At 69.9% G+C, this 13,956-nt stretch carries 13 protein-coding genes; 9 read left to right on the forward strand and 4 right to left on the reverse strand.

What is annotated here, in order from left to right:
* The first annotated feature begins 89 nt into the window (after positions 1–89).
* The 5 genes from AC07OX_RS23295 (at position 90) to AC07OX_RS23315 (ending at position 6,197) form a co-directional block, all read left to right on the forward strand.
* The gene (locus tag AC07OX_RS23295) at positions 90–1,751 is read left to right on the forward strand and encodes an L-lactate permease (RefSeq protein WP_095949827.1); all 1,662 of its coding nucleotides are present in this window, start codon (positions 90–92) and stop codon (positions 1,749–1,751) included.
* Between the two features lie 14 nt (positions 1,752–1,765).
* Entirely contained in the window at positions 1,766–3,268 is a 1,503-nt protein-coding gene (locus tag AC07OX_RS23300; protein WP_070063526.1) for an FAD-linked oxidase C-terminal domain-containing protein, read from the forward strand.
* A 7-nt stretch (positions 3,269–3,275) separates the two neighbouring features.
* The gene (gene glcE, locus AC07OX_RS23305) at positions 3,276–4,400 is read left to right on the forward strand and encodes a glycolate oxidase subunit GlcE (protein WP_495262052.1); all 1,125 of its coding nucleotides are present in this window, start codon (positions 3,276–3,278) and stop codon (positions 4,398–4,400) included.
* 25 nt (positions 4,401–4,425) lie between these two features.
* The gene (glcF, locus tag AC07OX_RS23310; protein ID WP_495262053.1) at positions 4,426–5,664 is read left to right on the forward strand and encodes a glycolate oxidase subunit GlcF; all 1,239 of its coding nucleotides are present in this window, start codon (positions 4,426–4,428) and stop codon (positions 5,662–5,664) included.
* Positions 5,665–5,762: 98 nt separating this feature from the next.
* Positions 5,763–6,197 (forward strand): hypothetical protein, encoded by a 435-nt coding sequence (locus AC07OX_RS23315; RefSeq protein ID WP_070063523.1) that lies wholly within the window; start codon positions 5,763–5,765, stop codon positions 6,195–6,197.
* A gap of 2 nt (positions 6,198–6,199) precedes the next feature.
* Here AC07OX_RS23315 and AC07OX_RS23320 read toward each other — a convergent pair whose 3' ends face one another.
* From AC07OX_RS23320 to lplT, 3 genes are read right to left on the reverse strand one after another with little or no spacing between them, the layout of a single operon-like run.
* The gene (locus AC07OX_RS23320; protein ID WP_070063522.1) at positions 6,200–6,688 is read right to left on the reverse strand and encodes a glutathione peroxidase; all 489 of its coding nucleotides are present in this window, start codon (positions 6,686–6,688) and stop codon (positions 6,200–6,202) included.
* A gap of 12 nt (positions 6,689–6,700) precedes the next feature.
* Positions 6,701–7,591 carry a DMT family transporter gene (locus tag AC07OX_RS23325; protein WP_062476897.1) on the reverse strand — a complete coding sequence of 297 codons (891 nt, stop codon included), beginning with the start codon at positions 7,589–7,591 and terminating at the stop codon, positions 6,701–6,703.
* Positions 7,592–7,651: 60 nt separating this feature from the next.
* Complete coding sequence (gene lplT, locus AC07OX_RS23330) at positions 7,652–8,956, reverse strand: lysophospholipid transporter LplT (RefSeq protein ID WP_062476894.1); 1,305 nt, start codon at positions 8,954–8,956, stop codon at positions 7,652–7,654.
* Positions 8,957–9,127: 171 nt separating this feature from the next.
* Here lplT and alr point away from each other — a divergent pair, with 171 nt between their 5' ends.
* Positions 9,128–10,225: an alanine racemase gene (alr, locus tag AC07OX_RS23335; protein ID WP_095949822.1), complete on the forward strand. Its 1,098-nt coding sequence runs from the start codon at positions 9,128–9,130 to the stop codon at positions 10,223–10,225.
* Between the two features lies 1 nt (position 10,226).
* A complete protein-coding gene (locus tag AC07OX_RS23340) occupies positions 10,227–10,961 on the forward strand; it encodes a hypothetical protein (protein ID WP_495262054.1) in 735 nt (244 codons plus the stop codon).
* Here AC07OX_RS23340 and AC07OX_RS23345 read toward each other — a convergent pair.
* Positions 10,939–11,820: a LysR family transcriptional regulator gene (locus tag AC07OX_RS23345; RefSeq protein WP_495262141.1), complete on the reverse strand. Its 882-nt coding sequence runs from the start codon at positions 11,818–11,820 to the stop codon at positions 10,939–10,941. The two genes, AC07OX_RS23340 and AC07OX_RS23345, sit on opposite strands and share 23 nt — an antisense overlap.
* A 141-nt stretch (positions 11,821–11,961) precedes the next feature.
* Between AC07OX_RS23345 and AC07OX_RS23350 the strand changes: the two genes are divergently transcribed.
* Both AC07OX_RS23350 and AC07OX_RS23355 read left to right on the forward strand, forming a co-directional pair.
* Positions 11,962–12,918, forward strand: coding sequence for a DMT family transporter (locus AC07OX_RS23350; RefSeq protein WP_495262055.1), 957 nt, complete (start codon positions 11,962–11,964; stop codon positions 12,916–12,918).
* A gap of 96 nt (positions 12,919–13,014) precedes the next feature.
* Complete coding sequence (locus AC07OX_RS23355; RefSeq protein ID WP_095949820.1) at positions 13,015–13,728, forward strand: YebC/PmpR family DNA-binding transcriptional regulator; 714 nt, start codon at positions 13,015–13,017, stop codon at positions 13,726–13,728.
* Positions 13,729–13,956 lie beyond the last annotated feature (228 nt).

Below are 13,956 nucleotides of genomic sequence, written 5' to 3' on the forward strand. Positions count from 1 at the left end.
ATCAAGGTCCGGGCAAAAAACCTTCAATCCGGACGGCGCGCTTCTCCCTAGAGTGCGGGGCACAACAACAGCCTCCCCGGAGACAACGCATGACCTGGCAGCAGATCTACGACCCGTTCGGCAACATGATCATTTCCACCGCGCTCGCCGCGATCCCGGTGGTGGTGATGCTTGCGTGCCTCGGCTTCTTTCACATCAAGGCCCACATCGCCGCCGGCCTGGGCCTGCTGGCGGCGCTGGCCGTCGCCGTGTTCGCCTACGGCATGCCGGCCGAGATGGCCGGGCGCGCCGCGCTGTTCGGCGGCTTCACGGGCCTGCTGCCGATCGGCTGGATCGTGCTGAACATCATCTTCCTGCAGCAGCTGGCCGAACAGAACGGCAGCTTCAAGGTGCTGCAGGACTCGCTCTCGGGCATCACCGAAGACCGCCGCATCCAGCTGCTGCTGATCGCCTTCTGCTTCGGCGCCTTCTTCGAGGGCGCGGCGGGCTTCGGCACGCCGGTGGCGGTCACGGCCGGCATCCTGATCGGCCTCGGCTTCTCGCCGCTGGCCGCCTCGGGCCTCTCGCTCATCGCCAACACGGCGCCGGTCGCTTTCGGCGCGCTCGGCACGCCGGTGATCACGCTGGCCAAGGTGCACGGCTACGACCTGATGGAAGTCACCGCGATGATCGGCCGGCAGCTGCCGTTCTTCTCGCTGCTGGTGCCGTTCTGGCTGGTGTGGGCCTTCGCCGGACGCAAGGCGATGATGGAAGTGTGGCCGGCCATCCTGGTCACGGGCGTGTCGTTCGCGGTGCCGCAGTACCTGGTGTCGAACTTCATCGGCCCCGAGCTGGTCGACATCATCGCGGCCATCGTGTCGATGGCCAGCCTGGTGCTGTTCCTGCGCGTGTGGCAGCCCAAGAACGTGTGGCGCTCGCCCTCGCTGCGCGGCAAGGACGTGAGCGCGCACGAGGCCAAGCCGCCGGCCGCCATCGTCGTGCACAGCCGTGAAGCGCTGGTGCGCGCGTGGATGCCCTGGGTGATCCTCTCGGTGTTCGTCTTCATCTGGGGCCTGCCCTCGGTGAAGACCGCGCTCAACGGCGTGTTCGCGCCCTCGTTCCCGATGGGCGGGCTGCACAACCTGATCGAGAAGATGCCGCCGGTGGTCACCGCGCCCACCAAGGAAGGCGCGGTGTACGTGCTGAACCTGCTGTCGGCCACGGGCACCGGCATCCTCTTGTCGGCGATCGTGAGCGCGCTGTTCATGAAGTACAACCCCGTCGAGATCGTGCGCACCTTCGTGCGCACGCTCTGGATGGTGCGCTACTCGCTCATGACCATCGTGCTGATGCTCGCGCTGGGCACGCTCACGCGCTACTCGGGCACCGACACCACGCTGGGCCTGGCCTTTGCCAACACCGGCGTGTTCTATCCCTTCTTCGGCACGCTCATGGGCTGGATCGGCGTGGCCATGACGGGCTCCGACACCGCGTCGAACGTGCTCTTCGGCGGCATGCAGAAGGTCGCGGCCGAGCAGCTCGGCCTGGCGCCCAACCTCATGGGCGCGGCCAACAGCTCGGGCGGCGTGATGGGTAAGATGATCGACGCCCAGTCGATCGTGGTGGCCTCCACCGCCACGCGGTGGTTCAATCACGAAGGCGACATCCTGCGCTACGTGTTCTTCCACTCGATCGCGCTGGCCTCGCTGGTCGGCCTGTACGTGACGCTGCAGGCCTATGTGTGGCCATTCACCCTGATGGTCGTCCGCTGAAAGTTGTTCCCGCCATGAATGCTCCCGTCACGACCGACCAGCACACGCAGCTGTCGAAGGCGGAGCGCCAGGCGCAGGTGGTGCGGGCGCTGCAGGCGCACCTGCCCGCGCATGCGCTCATCTGGCACGCCGAGGACACCACGCCCTACGAGTGCGACGGCCTCACGGCCTACCGCCAGCGCCCGCTGGTGGTGGCCCTGCCCGAGACCGAGGCGCAGGTGGCCGCCGTGCTGCGCGCCTGCCATGCGCTGGCCGTGCCGGTGGTGGCGCGCGGCGCGGGCACCGGGCTCTCGGGCGGCGCCATGCCGCACGCGCTGGGCGTGACGCTGTCGCTCGCCAAGTTCAACCGCATCCTGAAGGTCGACCCGGTGAGCCGCACGGCCGTCGTGCAGTGCGGCGTGCGCAACCTCGCGATCAGCGAGGCCGCCGCGCCCTTCAACCTCTACTACGCGCCCGACCCGTCGAGCCAGATCGCCTGCACCATCGGCGGGAACGTGGCCGAGAACTCGGGCGGCGTGCACTGCCTGAAGTACGGCCTCACGCTGCACAACGTGCTGCGCGTGCGCGGCTTCACGGCCGAGGGCGAGCCGATCGAATTCGGCGGCGAGGCGCTCGATGCGCCGGGGCTCGATCTGCTCGCGCTGGCCATCGGCAGCGAAGGCATGCTGGCCGTGACCACCGAGGTCACGGTGAAGCTCGTGCCCAAACCGCAGCTGGCGCGCTGCATCATGGCCAGCTTCGACGACGTGCGCAAAGCCGGCGATGCGGTCGCGGCCGTGATTGCCGCGGGCATCATCCCGGCCGGCCTGGAGATGATGGACAAGCCCATGACCGCCGCCGTCGAAGACTTCGTGCACGCGGGCTACGACCTCGATGCCGCCGCCATCCTGCTGTGCGAGTCGGACGGCACGCCCGAAGAGGTCGAGGAAGAAATCGGCCGCATGACCGAGGTGCTGCGTGGCTGCGGCGCCACCGCCATCGCCGTGAGCACCAGCGAAGACGAGCGCATGAAATTCTGGAGCGGCCGCAAGAACGCCTTTCCGGCGTCGGGCCGCATCAGCCCCGACTACATGTGCCTGGACTCCACCATCCCGCGCAAGCGGCTCGCCGACATCCTGCTGGCGATCCAGGAGATGGAGAAAAAGTACAACCTGCGCTGCTGCAACGTGTTCCACGCGGGCGACGGCAACCTGCACCCGCTGGTGCTGTTCGACGCCAACGACCCCGACGAGCTGCACCGCTGCGAGCTGTTCGGCGCCGACATCCTCGAGACCAGCGTCGCCATGGGCGGCACCGTCTCGGGCGAGCATGGCGTGGGCGTGGAAAAGCTCAACAGCATGTGCGTGCAGTTCACCGCGGCCGAGAACGAGCAGATGTTCGGCATCAAGCGCGCCTTCGACCCCGCCGGGCTGCTCAACCCCGGCAAGGTGATTCCCACGCTGCAGCGCTGCGCCGAGTACGGCAAGGAAGTGGTGCGCGGCGGCCGGCTGGCGCATCCCGACCTGCCGAGATTCTGAGAGCTTCATGAACACGGATACCGCCCTCCAGCAGGTCGTCGAGCGCGTGCGCGCCGCCGCGGCCGATGCCACGCCGCTGCGCCCGCGCGGCGGCGGCACCAAGGATTTCTACGGCCAGCCGCCGCGCGGCGAGTTGCTCGACCTGCGCGCGCTCAGCGGCATCACGAGCTACGAACCCAGCGAGCTGGTCGTCACCGTGCGCGCCGGCACGCCGCTGGCCGAACTCGAAGCCGCGCTCGCCGAACAAGGCCAGTGCCTGCCCTTCGAGCCGCCGTGCTTCGATGCCGGCGGCACGGTGGGCGGCATGGTCGCCGCTGGCCTCAGCGGCCCGTCGCGCGCCAGCGTGGGCGCGGTGCGCGACTACGTGCTCGGCACCACGCTCATCAACGGCCGCGCCGAGGTGCTGAGCTTCGGCGGCCAGGTGATGAAGAACGTCGCGGGCTACGACGTCTCGCGCGTGCTGGCCGGTTCGCTCGGCACGCTGGGCGTGATCGCCGAAGTGAGCCTCAAGGTGCTGCCCGTGGCGCCCGCCGAGGCCACGCTCGCCTTCGCCTGCAGCCAGGCCGATGCACTGCGCCTGCTCAACGAATGGGGCGGACGCCCGCTGCCGCTGAACGCGAGCAGCTGGTTCGAACACGCGCCCGGCGCGGGCGTGCTGCGCCTGCGGCTGCGCGGCGCCGTGGCGGCCGTCGAAGCCGCCTGCGCGCAACTCGGCGGCGAACGCCAGGACCCGGTGCGCGCGGCCGCCGGCTGGGCCGCGCTGCGCGACCAGCGCATGCCGTGGTTCGCGCTCGACGCCGACGGGTCGCTGGCGCTCTGGCGCCTGTCGGTGCCGCAGACCGCACCGGTGATCGCCATCGAGGGCTGCGCCGCGCCGCTGGTCGAGTGGCACGGCGGGCAGCGCTGGTACCTCGCGCCGCCCGCGCAGGCCGCGCGCCTGCGCGAAGCGGCGCGTGCTGCCGGCGGCCATGCCACGCTGTTCCGTGTGCCCGCAGCGCAAGCGGCCGACTGCGACGTGCGGCGCTTCGACGCGCTGAGCGCGCCGGTGGCACGCATCCATCGCGCGCTGATGCAGGAGTTCGATCCGCACGGGGTCTTCGACCGCGGCCGGCTCTTCGCAGGCGACCAATAAGAAAAGAAACGACACCCACCCCGCGATGCAAACCGAACTAGCCCCCGAATTCCGCGACACCGACGCGGGCCGCGAAGCCGAAGCCATCCTGCGCAAGTGCGTGCATTGCGGCTTCTGCACCGCCACCTGCCCGACCTACCAGTTGCTCGGCGACGAGCTCGACGGGCCGCGCGGGCGCATCTACCTCATCAAGCAGGTGCTCGAAGGCCATGCGCCCACGCGCAGCACGCAGCTGCACCTCGACCGCTGCCTCACCTGCCGCAACTGCGAGAGCACCTGCCCGAGCGGCGTGCAGTACGGCAATCTCGTGGACATCGGCCGCAAGATCGTCGACGAGAAAGTGCCGCGCCCCGCCATGGAGTCGGCCACGCGCTGGTTGCTCAAGGAAGCGCTGCCGTCGCCGCTGTTCGGCCCCGCGATGAAGCTCGGCCAATCGGTGCGCGGGCTGCTGCCCGAAGCACTGAAGGCCAAGGTGCCCGCCAAGCAGGACGCCGGCCGCTGGCCCACCGCCACGCATGCGCGCAAGGTGCTGATGCTCGCAGGCTGCGTGCAGCCGTCGATGGCGCCGAACATCAACAGCGCCACCGCGCGCGTGCTCGACGCGGCCGGCATCCAGGCCGTGGTTGCGCCCAAGGCGGGCTGCTGCGGCGCCGTGAAGTTCCACCTCAACGACCAGGACGGCGGCAAGGCGCAGATGCGCGCCAACATCGACGCATGGTGGCCTTTCGTCGAAAGCAACGAGGTCGAGGCCATCGTGATGAACGCCTCGGGCTGCGGCGTCACCGTGCGCGAGTACGGCCACCTGCTGCAGCACGACGCGGCCTATGCCGCCAAGGCCGCGCGCATCAGCGCCCTCACGCGCGACCTGAGCGAGCTGCTGCCCGAGCTCGTGCCCGCATTGCAGGGCCGCGTGCGCGCGCCCGAAGGCGTGGTCGCCTACCACCCGCCGTGCACGCTGCAGCACGGCCAGAAGCTGCGCGGCGGCGTCGAGACGCACCTGCGCGCGCTGGGTTTCGACGTGCGCGTGGCCATGAACGAATCGCACCTGTGCTGCGGCTCGGCCGGTACGTATTCGGTGCTGCAGCCCGAGCTGGCCTACCCGCTGCGCGACCGCAAGCTCGGCCACCTGAAGCAGCTGCAGCCCACGACCATCGCCTCGGCCAACATCGGCTGCATCACGCACCTGCAAAGCGGCAGCGGCGACACGCCCGTGCGGCACTGGGTCGAGCTGCTCGACGCGGCGCTGCAGACGCCCGCAGGGTAGGGCGCGCGCGCACGGCAGGGCACGCTGCCGTCCGACGTGCGCACCGCGCGTTCGGGGCGCATCATGGCGAGCCGAAGACGCTGCAAGGAGTTCGTGCCATGTCTTTCGTTTCTGCATTTCCGCTGCGCCGTGCGTTGCTGGCCGCCGCCTGCATCGCAGGCACCGTCGCCGCGCAGGCGCAGCAGCCGCCCTCGGCCCTGCCGCCCTGGCAGGGCATCGGCACCACGCGCTATGTGTGCGGGGGCATCGGCTCCGACGAGTCGAACGCCATGCGCGCCGCCATGAAGAACCATCCGCTGTCGCTGCTGTTCGCGCGCGCCGACGGGGCCTACCTGGCCAACCTGAACGTCGCGATCAAGGGCGGCGACGCGAACTCGTCCGCCGCCATGGCCTTCACCGCCACCGGTCCGGTGTGCCTCATCGACCTGCCGGCGGGGCGCTATGTGATCGACGTGAGCACGTCGACGGGCGAAACCAAGAGCCAGACCGTGACGGTCGGCGGCGCGCCGAAGAGCGCCGATTTCCGCTTCTGAACTCAGCCGGCGGCCAGCGCCGCCTCGATGTCGCGCGTGAGCGAGGCCGGCGTGTCCAGCGGCGCATAGCGCTTGAGCACCGCGCCGTCGCGCCCGACCAGGAACTTGGTGAAGTTCCACTTGATGGCCGTGCTGCCCAGCAGGCCCGGCTTTTCCTTGGTGAGCCACTGGTACAGCGGCAGCGCGTTGCTGCCGTTGACGTCGATCTTCTCCATCATCGGGAAGCTCACGCCGTAGTTGGTCATGCAGAAGGCGCCGATTTCCTCGTTGGTGCCCGGGTCCTGCCCGCCGAACTGGTTGGAGGGAAAGCCCAGCACCGCGAGGCCCTGGCCGGCGTACTTTTCGTGCAGCGCTTCCAGGCCTTCGAACTGCGGCGTGAAGCCGCAATTGCTCGCCGTGTTGACGATCAGCAGCACCTTGCCGCGGAAGGTCGAGAGCTTCACCGGCTTGCCGTCGATGCGGGTGGCCTGGAAGTCGTAGACGCTGGTCATGGAGAGAGCTCCTCAGGTGGACGCGGAAACGCCATCATCGCGCGCGGGCGGGGTTCGTGCAAACGCCGACCACACCGCGCCCAGCACGATCAGCGCGCCGCCGACGAGGATGCGCGAGTTCATGGTGGACGCGCCCAGCGCCACCGACGAGACGCTGGCGAACAGCACCTCCGACAGCATGATCACCGAGGTCGCGCTGGCCGCCAGCTTCGGTGCGCCGTACTGCAGGCACACGTTGGCGACGATGAAGCCCGTGCCCAGCAGCGCGGCCCAGCCCAGCCAGCCGGGCGAGGCGAGCAGCGGTGAATCGATGCCGCCGAACGCGGTGCCGCTCACCGCGCCGACGCCCGCCACCACGGTGCAACCCCAGAACATCGCCAGCGCACGCGACTCGCCCGGTGCGTGCCGCAGGTGGCGCAGCACGATGTTGGTCACGGCAAAGCCGAAGCCTGCCGCCACCCCCAGCCAGTCGGGCAGGCTCGAGGGCACCGGCCAGTCGGTGCCCGGCGCCTTCAGCACCACCACCACGCCGGTGAGCGCCAGCGCCACGCGCATCAGCGCGCCGCCTGTGGGCCGCTCGCCCAGCAGCAGCCAGGCCAGCAGCACGCTCCACAGCGGCATCAGGTAGAACAGCAGCACCACGCGCACCACGTCGCCCTGCGTCACGGCCCAGTTGAAACCCACGTTGGTGAAGCCCGCTGCGAGGCCCAGCGCCACCAGCATCGGGAACGCGGCGAAGGCCTTCCAGGCGTGCCGGCGCACCAGGCCCATCGCCGTGGCGATGACGAGGTAGATCAGGCAGGTGGTCCACAGCGGATGCAGGCCGTGGCTGGCGATCTGGCGAAAGGGAATCCAGGACACGCCCCACACGAAGGCGTTGAACATCAGGGCGAGGGCGGGCATGGGGCGTTGGAGTGGGGGCGCTCGGCGCGCCGGCCATTGCACCAACGCGGTCGCGCGAAATCAGTGGTGCTTGTCGCTGCGGGCGATGGCAAGCAGGTGCTCGACTTCCTCAGGATACTTCTTGAGGTTGTTCTCGTGCCAGCGCTTGATGATCCACATGCAGCCCGCCACCACGAGGCCGAAGGCGCTGATGGCGCCGTAGGCCGACAGGCCCAGGCCCGTGCACACGCTGTAGAAGCCGCCCAGCAGAAGGATGCAGGCCTGCTCGTTGAAGTTCTGCACGGCGATGGAGCGGCCCGCGCCCATCAGGTTGTGGCCGCGGTGCTGCAGCAGCGCGTTCATCGGCACCACCAGGAAGCCGCCCAGGCCGCCCAGGATGATCAGGAACGGCACCGCCAGCCAGACGTTGCCGATGAAGTTCATGCAGATCACCATCAGGCCCATCGCGATGCCCATGGGGATCACGCGCGTGGCCATGTCCAGCCGCATGTACATCGAGGCCACGATGGCGCCCACCGCGGTGCCGATGGTGACCACGCCGGTCAGCGCCGAGGCCTGGGTGGTGTTGTATTCGAGCGCCACGGCGGCCCAGGCCAGCACGATGTACTTGAGGTTGCCGCCCGCGCCCCAGAACAGCGTGGTGGTCGCCAGCGAGATCTGGCCCAGCCGGTCGCGCCACAGGCGGGCGTTGCAATGCCAGAAGTCGGGCAGCAGGCCGGCCAGGTTGCGCACCATGCTCTGCTCGGGGTTGGAGCGCAGCGGGCGCATCTCGACGCCGGTGTGCGGGATGCGGGTGTTGAACCAGGCCGCGAGCACGTAGACGAAGATCAGCACCGCAATGGCGGCTTCGGCCGGCGAGTCGATGCCGGTGTCGATGAACGGCAGGTCGATCAGCAGCAGCTGGCTGGACACCGCATGGCCCACCAGCATGCCGCCGAGCACGATGCCCAGCAGGATCGAGGCGATGGTCAGCCCTTCGATCCAGCCGTTGGCCTTGACCAGCTGCGACGACGGCAGCAGCTCGGTGAGGATGCCGTACTTGGCCGGCGAGTAGGCCGCGGCGCCCAGGCCCACGATGGAATACGACAGCAGCGGGTGCGAGCCGAACAGCATCATCAGGCAGCCCACGACCTTGATCGCGTTGCTGATGAACATCACCTTGCCCTTGGGCAGCGCGTCGGCAAAGGCGCCCACCAGCGGGGCCAGCACCACATAGAAGACTGCGAAGATCGGCACCAGGGCGGCCCGCTGCCATTCGGGGGCGCCCGAACTTCGCATGAGATCGACGGCAACGACGAAAAGCGCTTGGTCGGCCAGCGACGAAAAGAACTGGGCCGACATGATCGTGTAAAAACCGCGCTTCATCGATGGGCTGGCTGGCCAGAGGGTCTGCTGGCGGTAGTGAAAAAGTGTCGCGTCAGGCGCGAATGGGCGGTTATAGCATGGGGGTACGACGCGAATTCAGGCATCCCCACGGGATTCGACCCCATTCCCGAAGATGCTAAAACGTGGTCTGAAACCACCCCAACACCCGCCATGCCGCGCCCCATTCTCGCCACCGTCCACACCGCCGCCCTGCGCCACAACCTCGACCGCGCCCGCCGCTCGGCCGTCGACGCCCGTGTCTGGGCCGTGGTCAAGGCCAATGCCTACGGGCACGGCATCGAGCGTGTCTTCGAGGGCCTGCGCGGCGCCGACGGCTTTGCGCTGCTCGACCTGGCCGAGGCCGAGCGCGTGCGCGCGCTGGGCTGGCGCGGCCCGGTGCTGCTGCTCGAAGGCGTGTTCGACGCGCGCGACCTGGAGCTGTGCTCGCGCCTCGATCTGTGGCATTCGGTGCACTGCGACGAGCAGATCGACATGCTCGCGGCCCACAAGACCCTCAAGCCGCAGCGCGTGTTCCTGAAGATGAACTCCGGCATGAACCGCCTGGGCTTCTCGCCCGAGCGCTTCGGCTCGGCCTGGACGCGCCTCAATGCGCTCCCGCAGGTCGACGAGATCTCGCTCATGACGCACTTCAGCGACGCCGACGGCCCGCGCGGCATCGAGCACCAGCTCGAGGTGTTCGAGCGCGCCACGCGCGACCTGCCCGGCGAGCGTTCCATCGCCAACAGCGCCGCCACGCTGCGCCATGCGCCGCGCACGCGCGGCGACTGGGTGCGCCCCGGCATCGTGCTGTACGGCAGCGCCCCCGACTTCCCCGAGCACGACGCGGCGCACTGGCAGCTGCAGCCGACCATGACGCTGTCGACCCGGCTCATCTCGGTGCAGACGCTGAAGGCCGGCGACACCATCGGCTACGGCTCGCGCTTTGCGGCCGAAGGCCCGCTCACCATCGGCATCGCGGCGGTCGGCTATGCCGACGGCTACCCGCGCCATTGCGACACCGGCACCCCGGTGCTCGTGAACGGCGTGCGCACCCGCATGGTGGGCCGCGTGAGCATGGACATGATCACCGTCGACCTCACGCCCGTGCCCGACGCGCAGTTCGGCGCCGAGGTCACGCTGTGGGGCCGCTCGGCCCTGACCGGCGCGGTGCTGCCGATCGACGAGGTGGCCCAGGCCGCCGGCACCGTCGGCTATGAGCTCATGTGCGCGGTTGCGCCGCGGGTGCCCTTCGCACCCGCCGACGAATGACGTGAAGGTTCTTTCCAACTGGCGCTCCGTGCGCCTGTGGGAAACCCAGGTCGAACGCGACCTGCACCGCGACCACAGCCTGCGCACGCACGGCCTGCTGATCGGCACTTTCACGCTGCTTCTGATGTGGGGCGTGTCGGCGTTGCAGATGCACCTGCTGCACGTCGAGTCGCTGGCCGTGCGCTACCTCGTCACGCTCGGCGTGGGCTACGTCGGGTATCTGTGCGTGCTGCGCTGGTGGGCGCAGCGGCTGGTGGAGCGGCGCACCGAGTTCGAGGCGCCCGATGCGGACCTGAGTGCCGACGGCTCCAGTGATCATGGATGCGCGCCCGACGCCGCCGACGGCGGCAGCGCACTCTCCGACGTGGCCAGCGGCGCGCTCGACGCCGCGGGCAGCGCCGACGAAGGCGCGATCATCGTCGTGCCGGTGCTCGCCATCTTCCTGCTGTGCGTGGCCGTCGTGCTCGGCGCGGGCTCGCTCGTGCTGCTGTACTTCAGCTGGGACGCGCTGCTGGCCGTGGCGATCGAAGTCGCCTTCTCCTACGTGTCGGCCCGCGCCGCGGTGCGCGTGGCGCGCGAAGGCTGGCTCATGGCGGCGGTGCGGCTCACTTGGAAGCCGCTGCTGGGGGCGGTGGTCTGCGCGGTGGCGCTGGGCGCGCTCATCGACCACTTCATGCCGCAGGTCCATTCGCTGCCCGAGGCCGTGCGCGTGCTCACGGGGAAGGCACCGCGCTGAGCAGGTGCTCGACCAGCACCCGGCACTTGGGCGGCAGGTAGCGGCTGGGCGGGTACATCAGCCACGCGTGCCCCTGGTAGCTGCCCTGCAGCGCCCAGTCGGGCAGCACGCGCACCACGCGGCCCTCGTCCAGCGCCTCGCGCGCCGTGAAGGCCGGCACGCAGGCCACGCCCAGGTCCGCGAGCGCGCCGTCGAGCCGCATCTCGCTGTGGTTGCAGACGTAGCGGCCGTCCACCACCACCTCGACCTCGTCTTCACCGTCTTTTCGGAAGCGCCAGTGGTTGTCGCGCTCATGCTCGCCCAGCGACAGGCAGCTGTGCGCACGCAGGTCGTGCGGGTGCGCGATGGCGGCGTGGCGCGCCAGGTAGGCCGGCGTGGCGCACAGGATGTGCTCGACCGCCATCAGCCGCCGCGCCACCAGCCCCTCGGGCGGCGCCGTGGTCAGCCGCACCACGAGGTCGACGCCTTCGCGGATCGGATCGATGTCGCGGTCGGCCACGATCAGCTGCACGTCCACCGCCGGGTATTGGCGCAGGAAGTCGAGCAGGTGCGGATGCAGCACGCGCCGCGCAAAGGCCTTCGGCGCGCTCAGGCGCACCCGGCCGGTGGGCGTGCGCGCGAACTGCGCGCCGATGTCCATCGCGCCCTGCGCCGCCGCCACCAGCTCGCGGCAGCGCGCAAAAGCCTCGGCGCCGGGCTCCGTGAGCCGCAGCTGGCGCGTGGTGCGCTGCAGCAGCTGCACACCGATCTCCTGTTCGAGCCGCTTCACCTGCCGGCTCGCGGCCGAGGGCGTGATGCCCAGCAGGTCGGCCGCGGCCGAGAAGCTGCCCAGTTCGGCGACCCGCACGAAGGTGACCATCTCGGGCAGCACCTTGAGAAATGAATTCGTTCCGACCACGCAAGAGTCCTGTTCCGGCCGACGGCTGTGCGGCCCTGGTGCCGCCCGGAACAATGCGCCTTCTCTTCTTCTTTCAGGCGCCCCGGGCCGCGGGCAGACAGTATGGATTCAAAGGCGTTGCAAGGTGCGGTCCCGGCGGGGCGCGGGTCGTGGACGGCCGGCTTCGGCCCCGCCGAACTCATGCTGCTGCTCGTGGCGGCGGTCTGGGGCGGCAGCTACGCGGTGGCCAAGCAGGCGACGCAGCAGCTGCCGGTGCTCGAATTCGTCGCGCTGCGCTTCGGCCTCACCTTTCTCGTGCTGCTGCCCGCGCTGCGGCCGCTGTGGCGTGACCCGCAATGGCGCCAGGGGCTTGCCGTGGGCGGCCTGCTGGGCGCCAACCTGCTCGCCATCTTCCTGTGCGAGACCTTCGGCGTCTCGCTGACCCTGGCGAGCAACGCCGCCTTCCTCATCAGCCTGTGCGTGGCGATCACGCCCTTCGTCGAGTGGTGGCTGCTGGGCCGGCGGCCCGCGCGGCGCGTGTTCTGGGCGGCGGGGCTCTCGGCCGTGGGCGCGGCCCTGCTGTCGGCGCCCACGCTCGCCGACCTGTCGATGGGGTGGGGCGACGCCCTCATGCTCGCCGCCGCCTTCCTGCGCGCCGTCATGGTGTGCCTCACCCGCCGCCTGGCGGGCCGCCACACCCTGCCGGCGCTCACGCTGACGGCCGTGCAGTCCGGCGTGATGGCGCTGGGCGCGGCGGCGCTGTCGCTGTTGGCCGTGTCGGGCGAGCGCGCCTGGCACTTGCCGCCCGCCACGGCCGGCTTCTGGTGGGGCATGGCGTATCTCGTGCTGCTGTGCACCGTGTTCGCCTTTTTCGCGCAGAACCACGCGGCCTCGCGCAGCAGCCCGAGCCGGGTGTCGCTGCTCATGGGCAGCGAGCCGGTGTTCGGCGCGGCCATCGCGGCGCTCGGGCTGGGCGAGCGCATCGGCGCCTGGGGCTGGGCCGGCGGCCTGCTGATCGTGGGCGCGGCCCTGTGGGTGAGCCTGGCGCCGGAGGAGGGAGGGCAGACGGGGCGCCCCTGACGGCGGAAGGGGGCCGGCTGGGCGCGGCCCCCGGCTCGTGGCATCCTCGGGGGCTGCGGCGTTTCGCCGCCCCCCACAACACCAAGGAATGCAGACATGGGCGCGCAATGGAAAGCCAAGCACAAGGACGTGGCCGCGAATGCCAAGGGCCGGTTGTTCGGCAAGCTGGCCAAGGAAATCATGATCGCCGCGCGCAACGGCGCCGACCCGGCCTCGAACGCGCGGCTGCGGCTGGTCGTCGAGCAGGCCCGCAAGGTCTCGATGCCGAAGGACACGCTCGACCGCGCCATCAAGAAGGGCGCCGGCCTCACGGGCGAGGCGGTGCACTTCGACCACGTCATGTACGAGGGTTTCGCCCCGCACCGCGTGGCCGTGATGGTCGAGTGCCTGACCGACAACGTGAACCGCACCGCACCTGAAATGCGCGTGCTGTTCCGCAAGGGCCAGCTCGGCACCTCCGGCTCCGTCTCGTGGGACTTCGACCACCTCGGCATGATCGAAGCCGAGCCCGCCAGCAAGGACGCCGACGCCGAAGTGGCCGCCATCGAAGCCGGCGCGCAGGACTTCGAGCCAGGTGCCGAAGACGGCACCACCCTGTTCCTGACCGAGCCCGCCGACCTCGACCTCGTGAGCCGCGCACTGCCGGCCCAGGGCTTTACCGTGCTGTCGGCCAAGCTGGGCTACCGGCCCAAGAACCCGGTCGATCCGGCGAGCCTGAGTGCTGCGGACCTGGAAGAGGTCGAGGCGTTTCTTGCCGCCATCGACGCGAACGACGACGTGCAGAACGTGTACGTCGGGTTGGCGGGTTGAGCGCCTGACATTCAGGGCGACGCTCCCGCCGACGGGGAGCCTTGCTCCGCGAATGTCCTCCGCCCTTCGGGCTCCCCCTTAATTTCGCTGCGCAAGGCACCCCATCGACGTGAGCGTTGGGCAGTGCAGTCGTTGATCGGCCGCACACCACCGCCGCGTCCCGTGCGCAGGACACTGGGTGCTTCCCGCAGCGAAATCAAGGAGGAGGCCGTAGGCCGGGGGACATTC

It is taken from the genome of Variovorax sp. GW821-FHT09D07 (genome assembly GCF_059416345.1).

What these genes read in the sequence shown, in the direction of transcription:
- AC07OX_RS23295 (WP_095949827.1), top strand. Translation starts at nt 90, where the DNA reads ATGACCTGGCAGCAGATCTACGACCCGTTCGGCAACATGATCATTTCC.
- AC07OX_RS23300 (WP_070063526.1), top strand. Translation starts at nt 1,766, where the DNA reads ATGAATGCTCCCGTCACGACCGACCAGCACACGCAGCTGTCGAAGGCG.
- glcE (WP_495262052.1), top strand. Translation starts at nt 3,276, where the DNA reads ATGAACACGGATACCGCCCTCCAGCAGGTCGTCGAGCGCGTGCGCGCC.
- glcF (WP_495262053.1), top strand. Translation starts at nt 4,426, where the DNA reads ATGCAAACCGAACTAGCCCCCGAATTCCGCGACACCGACGCGGGCCGC.
- AC07OX_RS23315 (WP_070063523.1), top strand. Translation starts at nt 5,763, where the DNA reads ATGTCTTTCGTTTCTGCATTTCCGCTGCGCCGTGCGTTGCTGGCCGCC.
- AC07OX_RS23320 (WP_070063522.1), bottom strand. Translation starts at nt 6,688, where the DNA reads ATGACCAGCGTCTACGACTTCCAGGCCACCCGCATCGACGGCAAGCCG.
- AC07OX_RS23325 (WP_062476897.1), bottom strand. Translation starts at nt 7,591, where the DNA reads ATGCCCGCCCTCGCCCTGATGTTCAACGCCTTCGTGTGGGGCGTGTCC.
- lplT (WP_062476894.1), bottom strand. Translation starts at nt 8,956, where the DNA reads ATGAAGCGCGGTTTTTACACGATCATGTCGGCCCAGTTCTTTTCGTCG.
- alr (WP_095949822.1), top strand. Translation starts at nt 9,128, where the DNA reads ATGCCGCGCCCCATTCTCGCCACCGTCCACACCGCCGCCCTGCGCCAC.
- AC07OX_RS23345 (WP_495262141.1), bottom strand. Translation starts at nt 11,820, where the DNA reads ATGGTCACCTTCGTGCGGGTCGCCGAACTGGGCAGCTTCTCGGCCGCG.
- AC07OX_RS23350 (WP_495262055.1), top strand. Translation starts at nt 11,962, where the DNA reads ATGGATTCAAAGGCGTTGCAAGGTGCGGTCCCGGCGGGGCGCGGGTCG.
- AC07OX_RS23355 (WP_095949820.1), top strand. Translation starts at nt 13,015, where the DNA reads ATGGGCGCGCAATGGAAAGCCAAGCACAAGGACGTGGCCGCGAATGCC.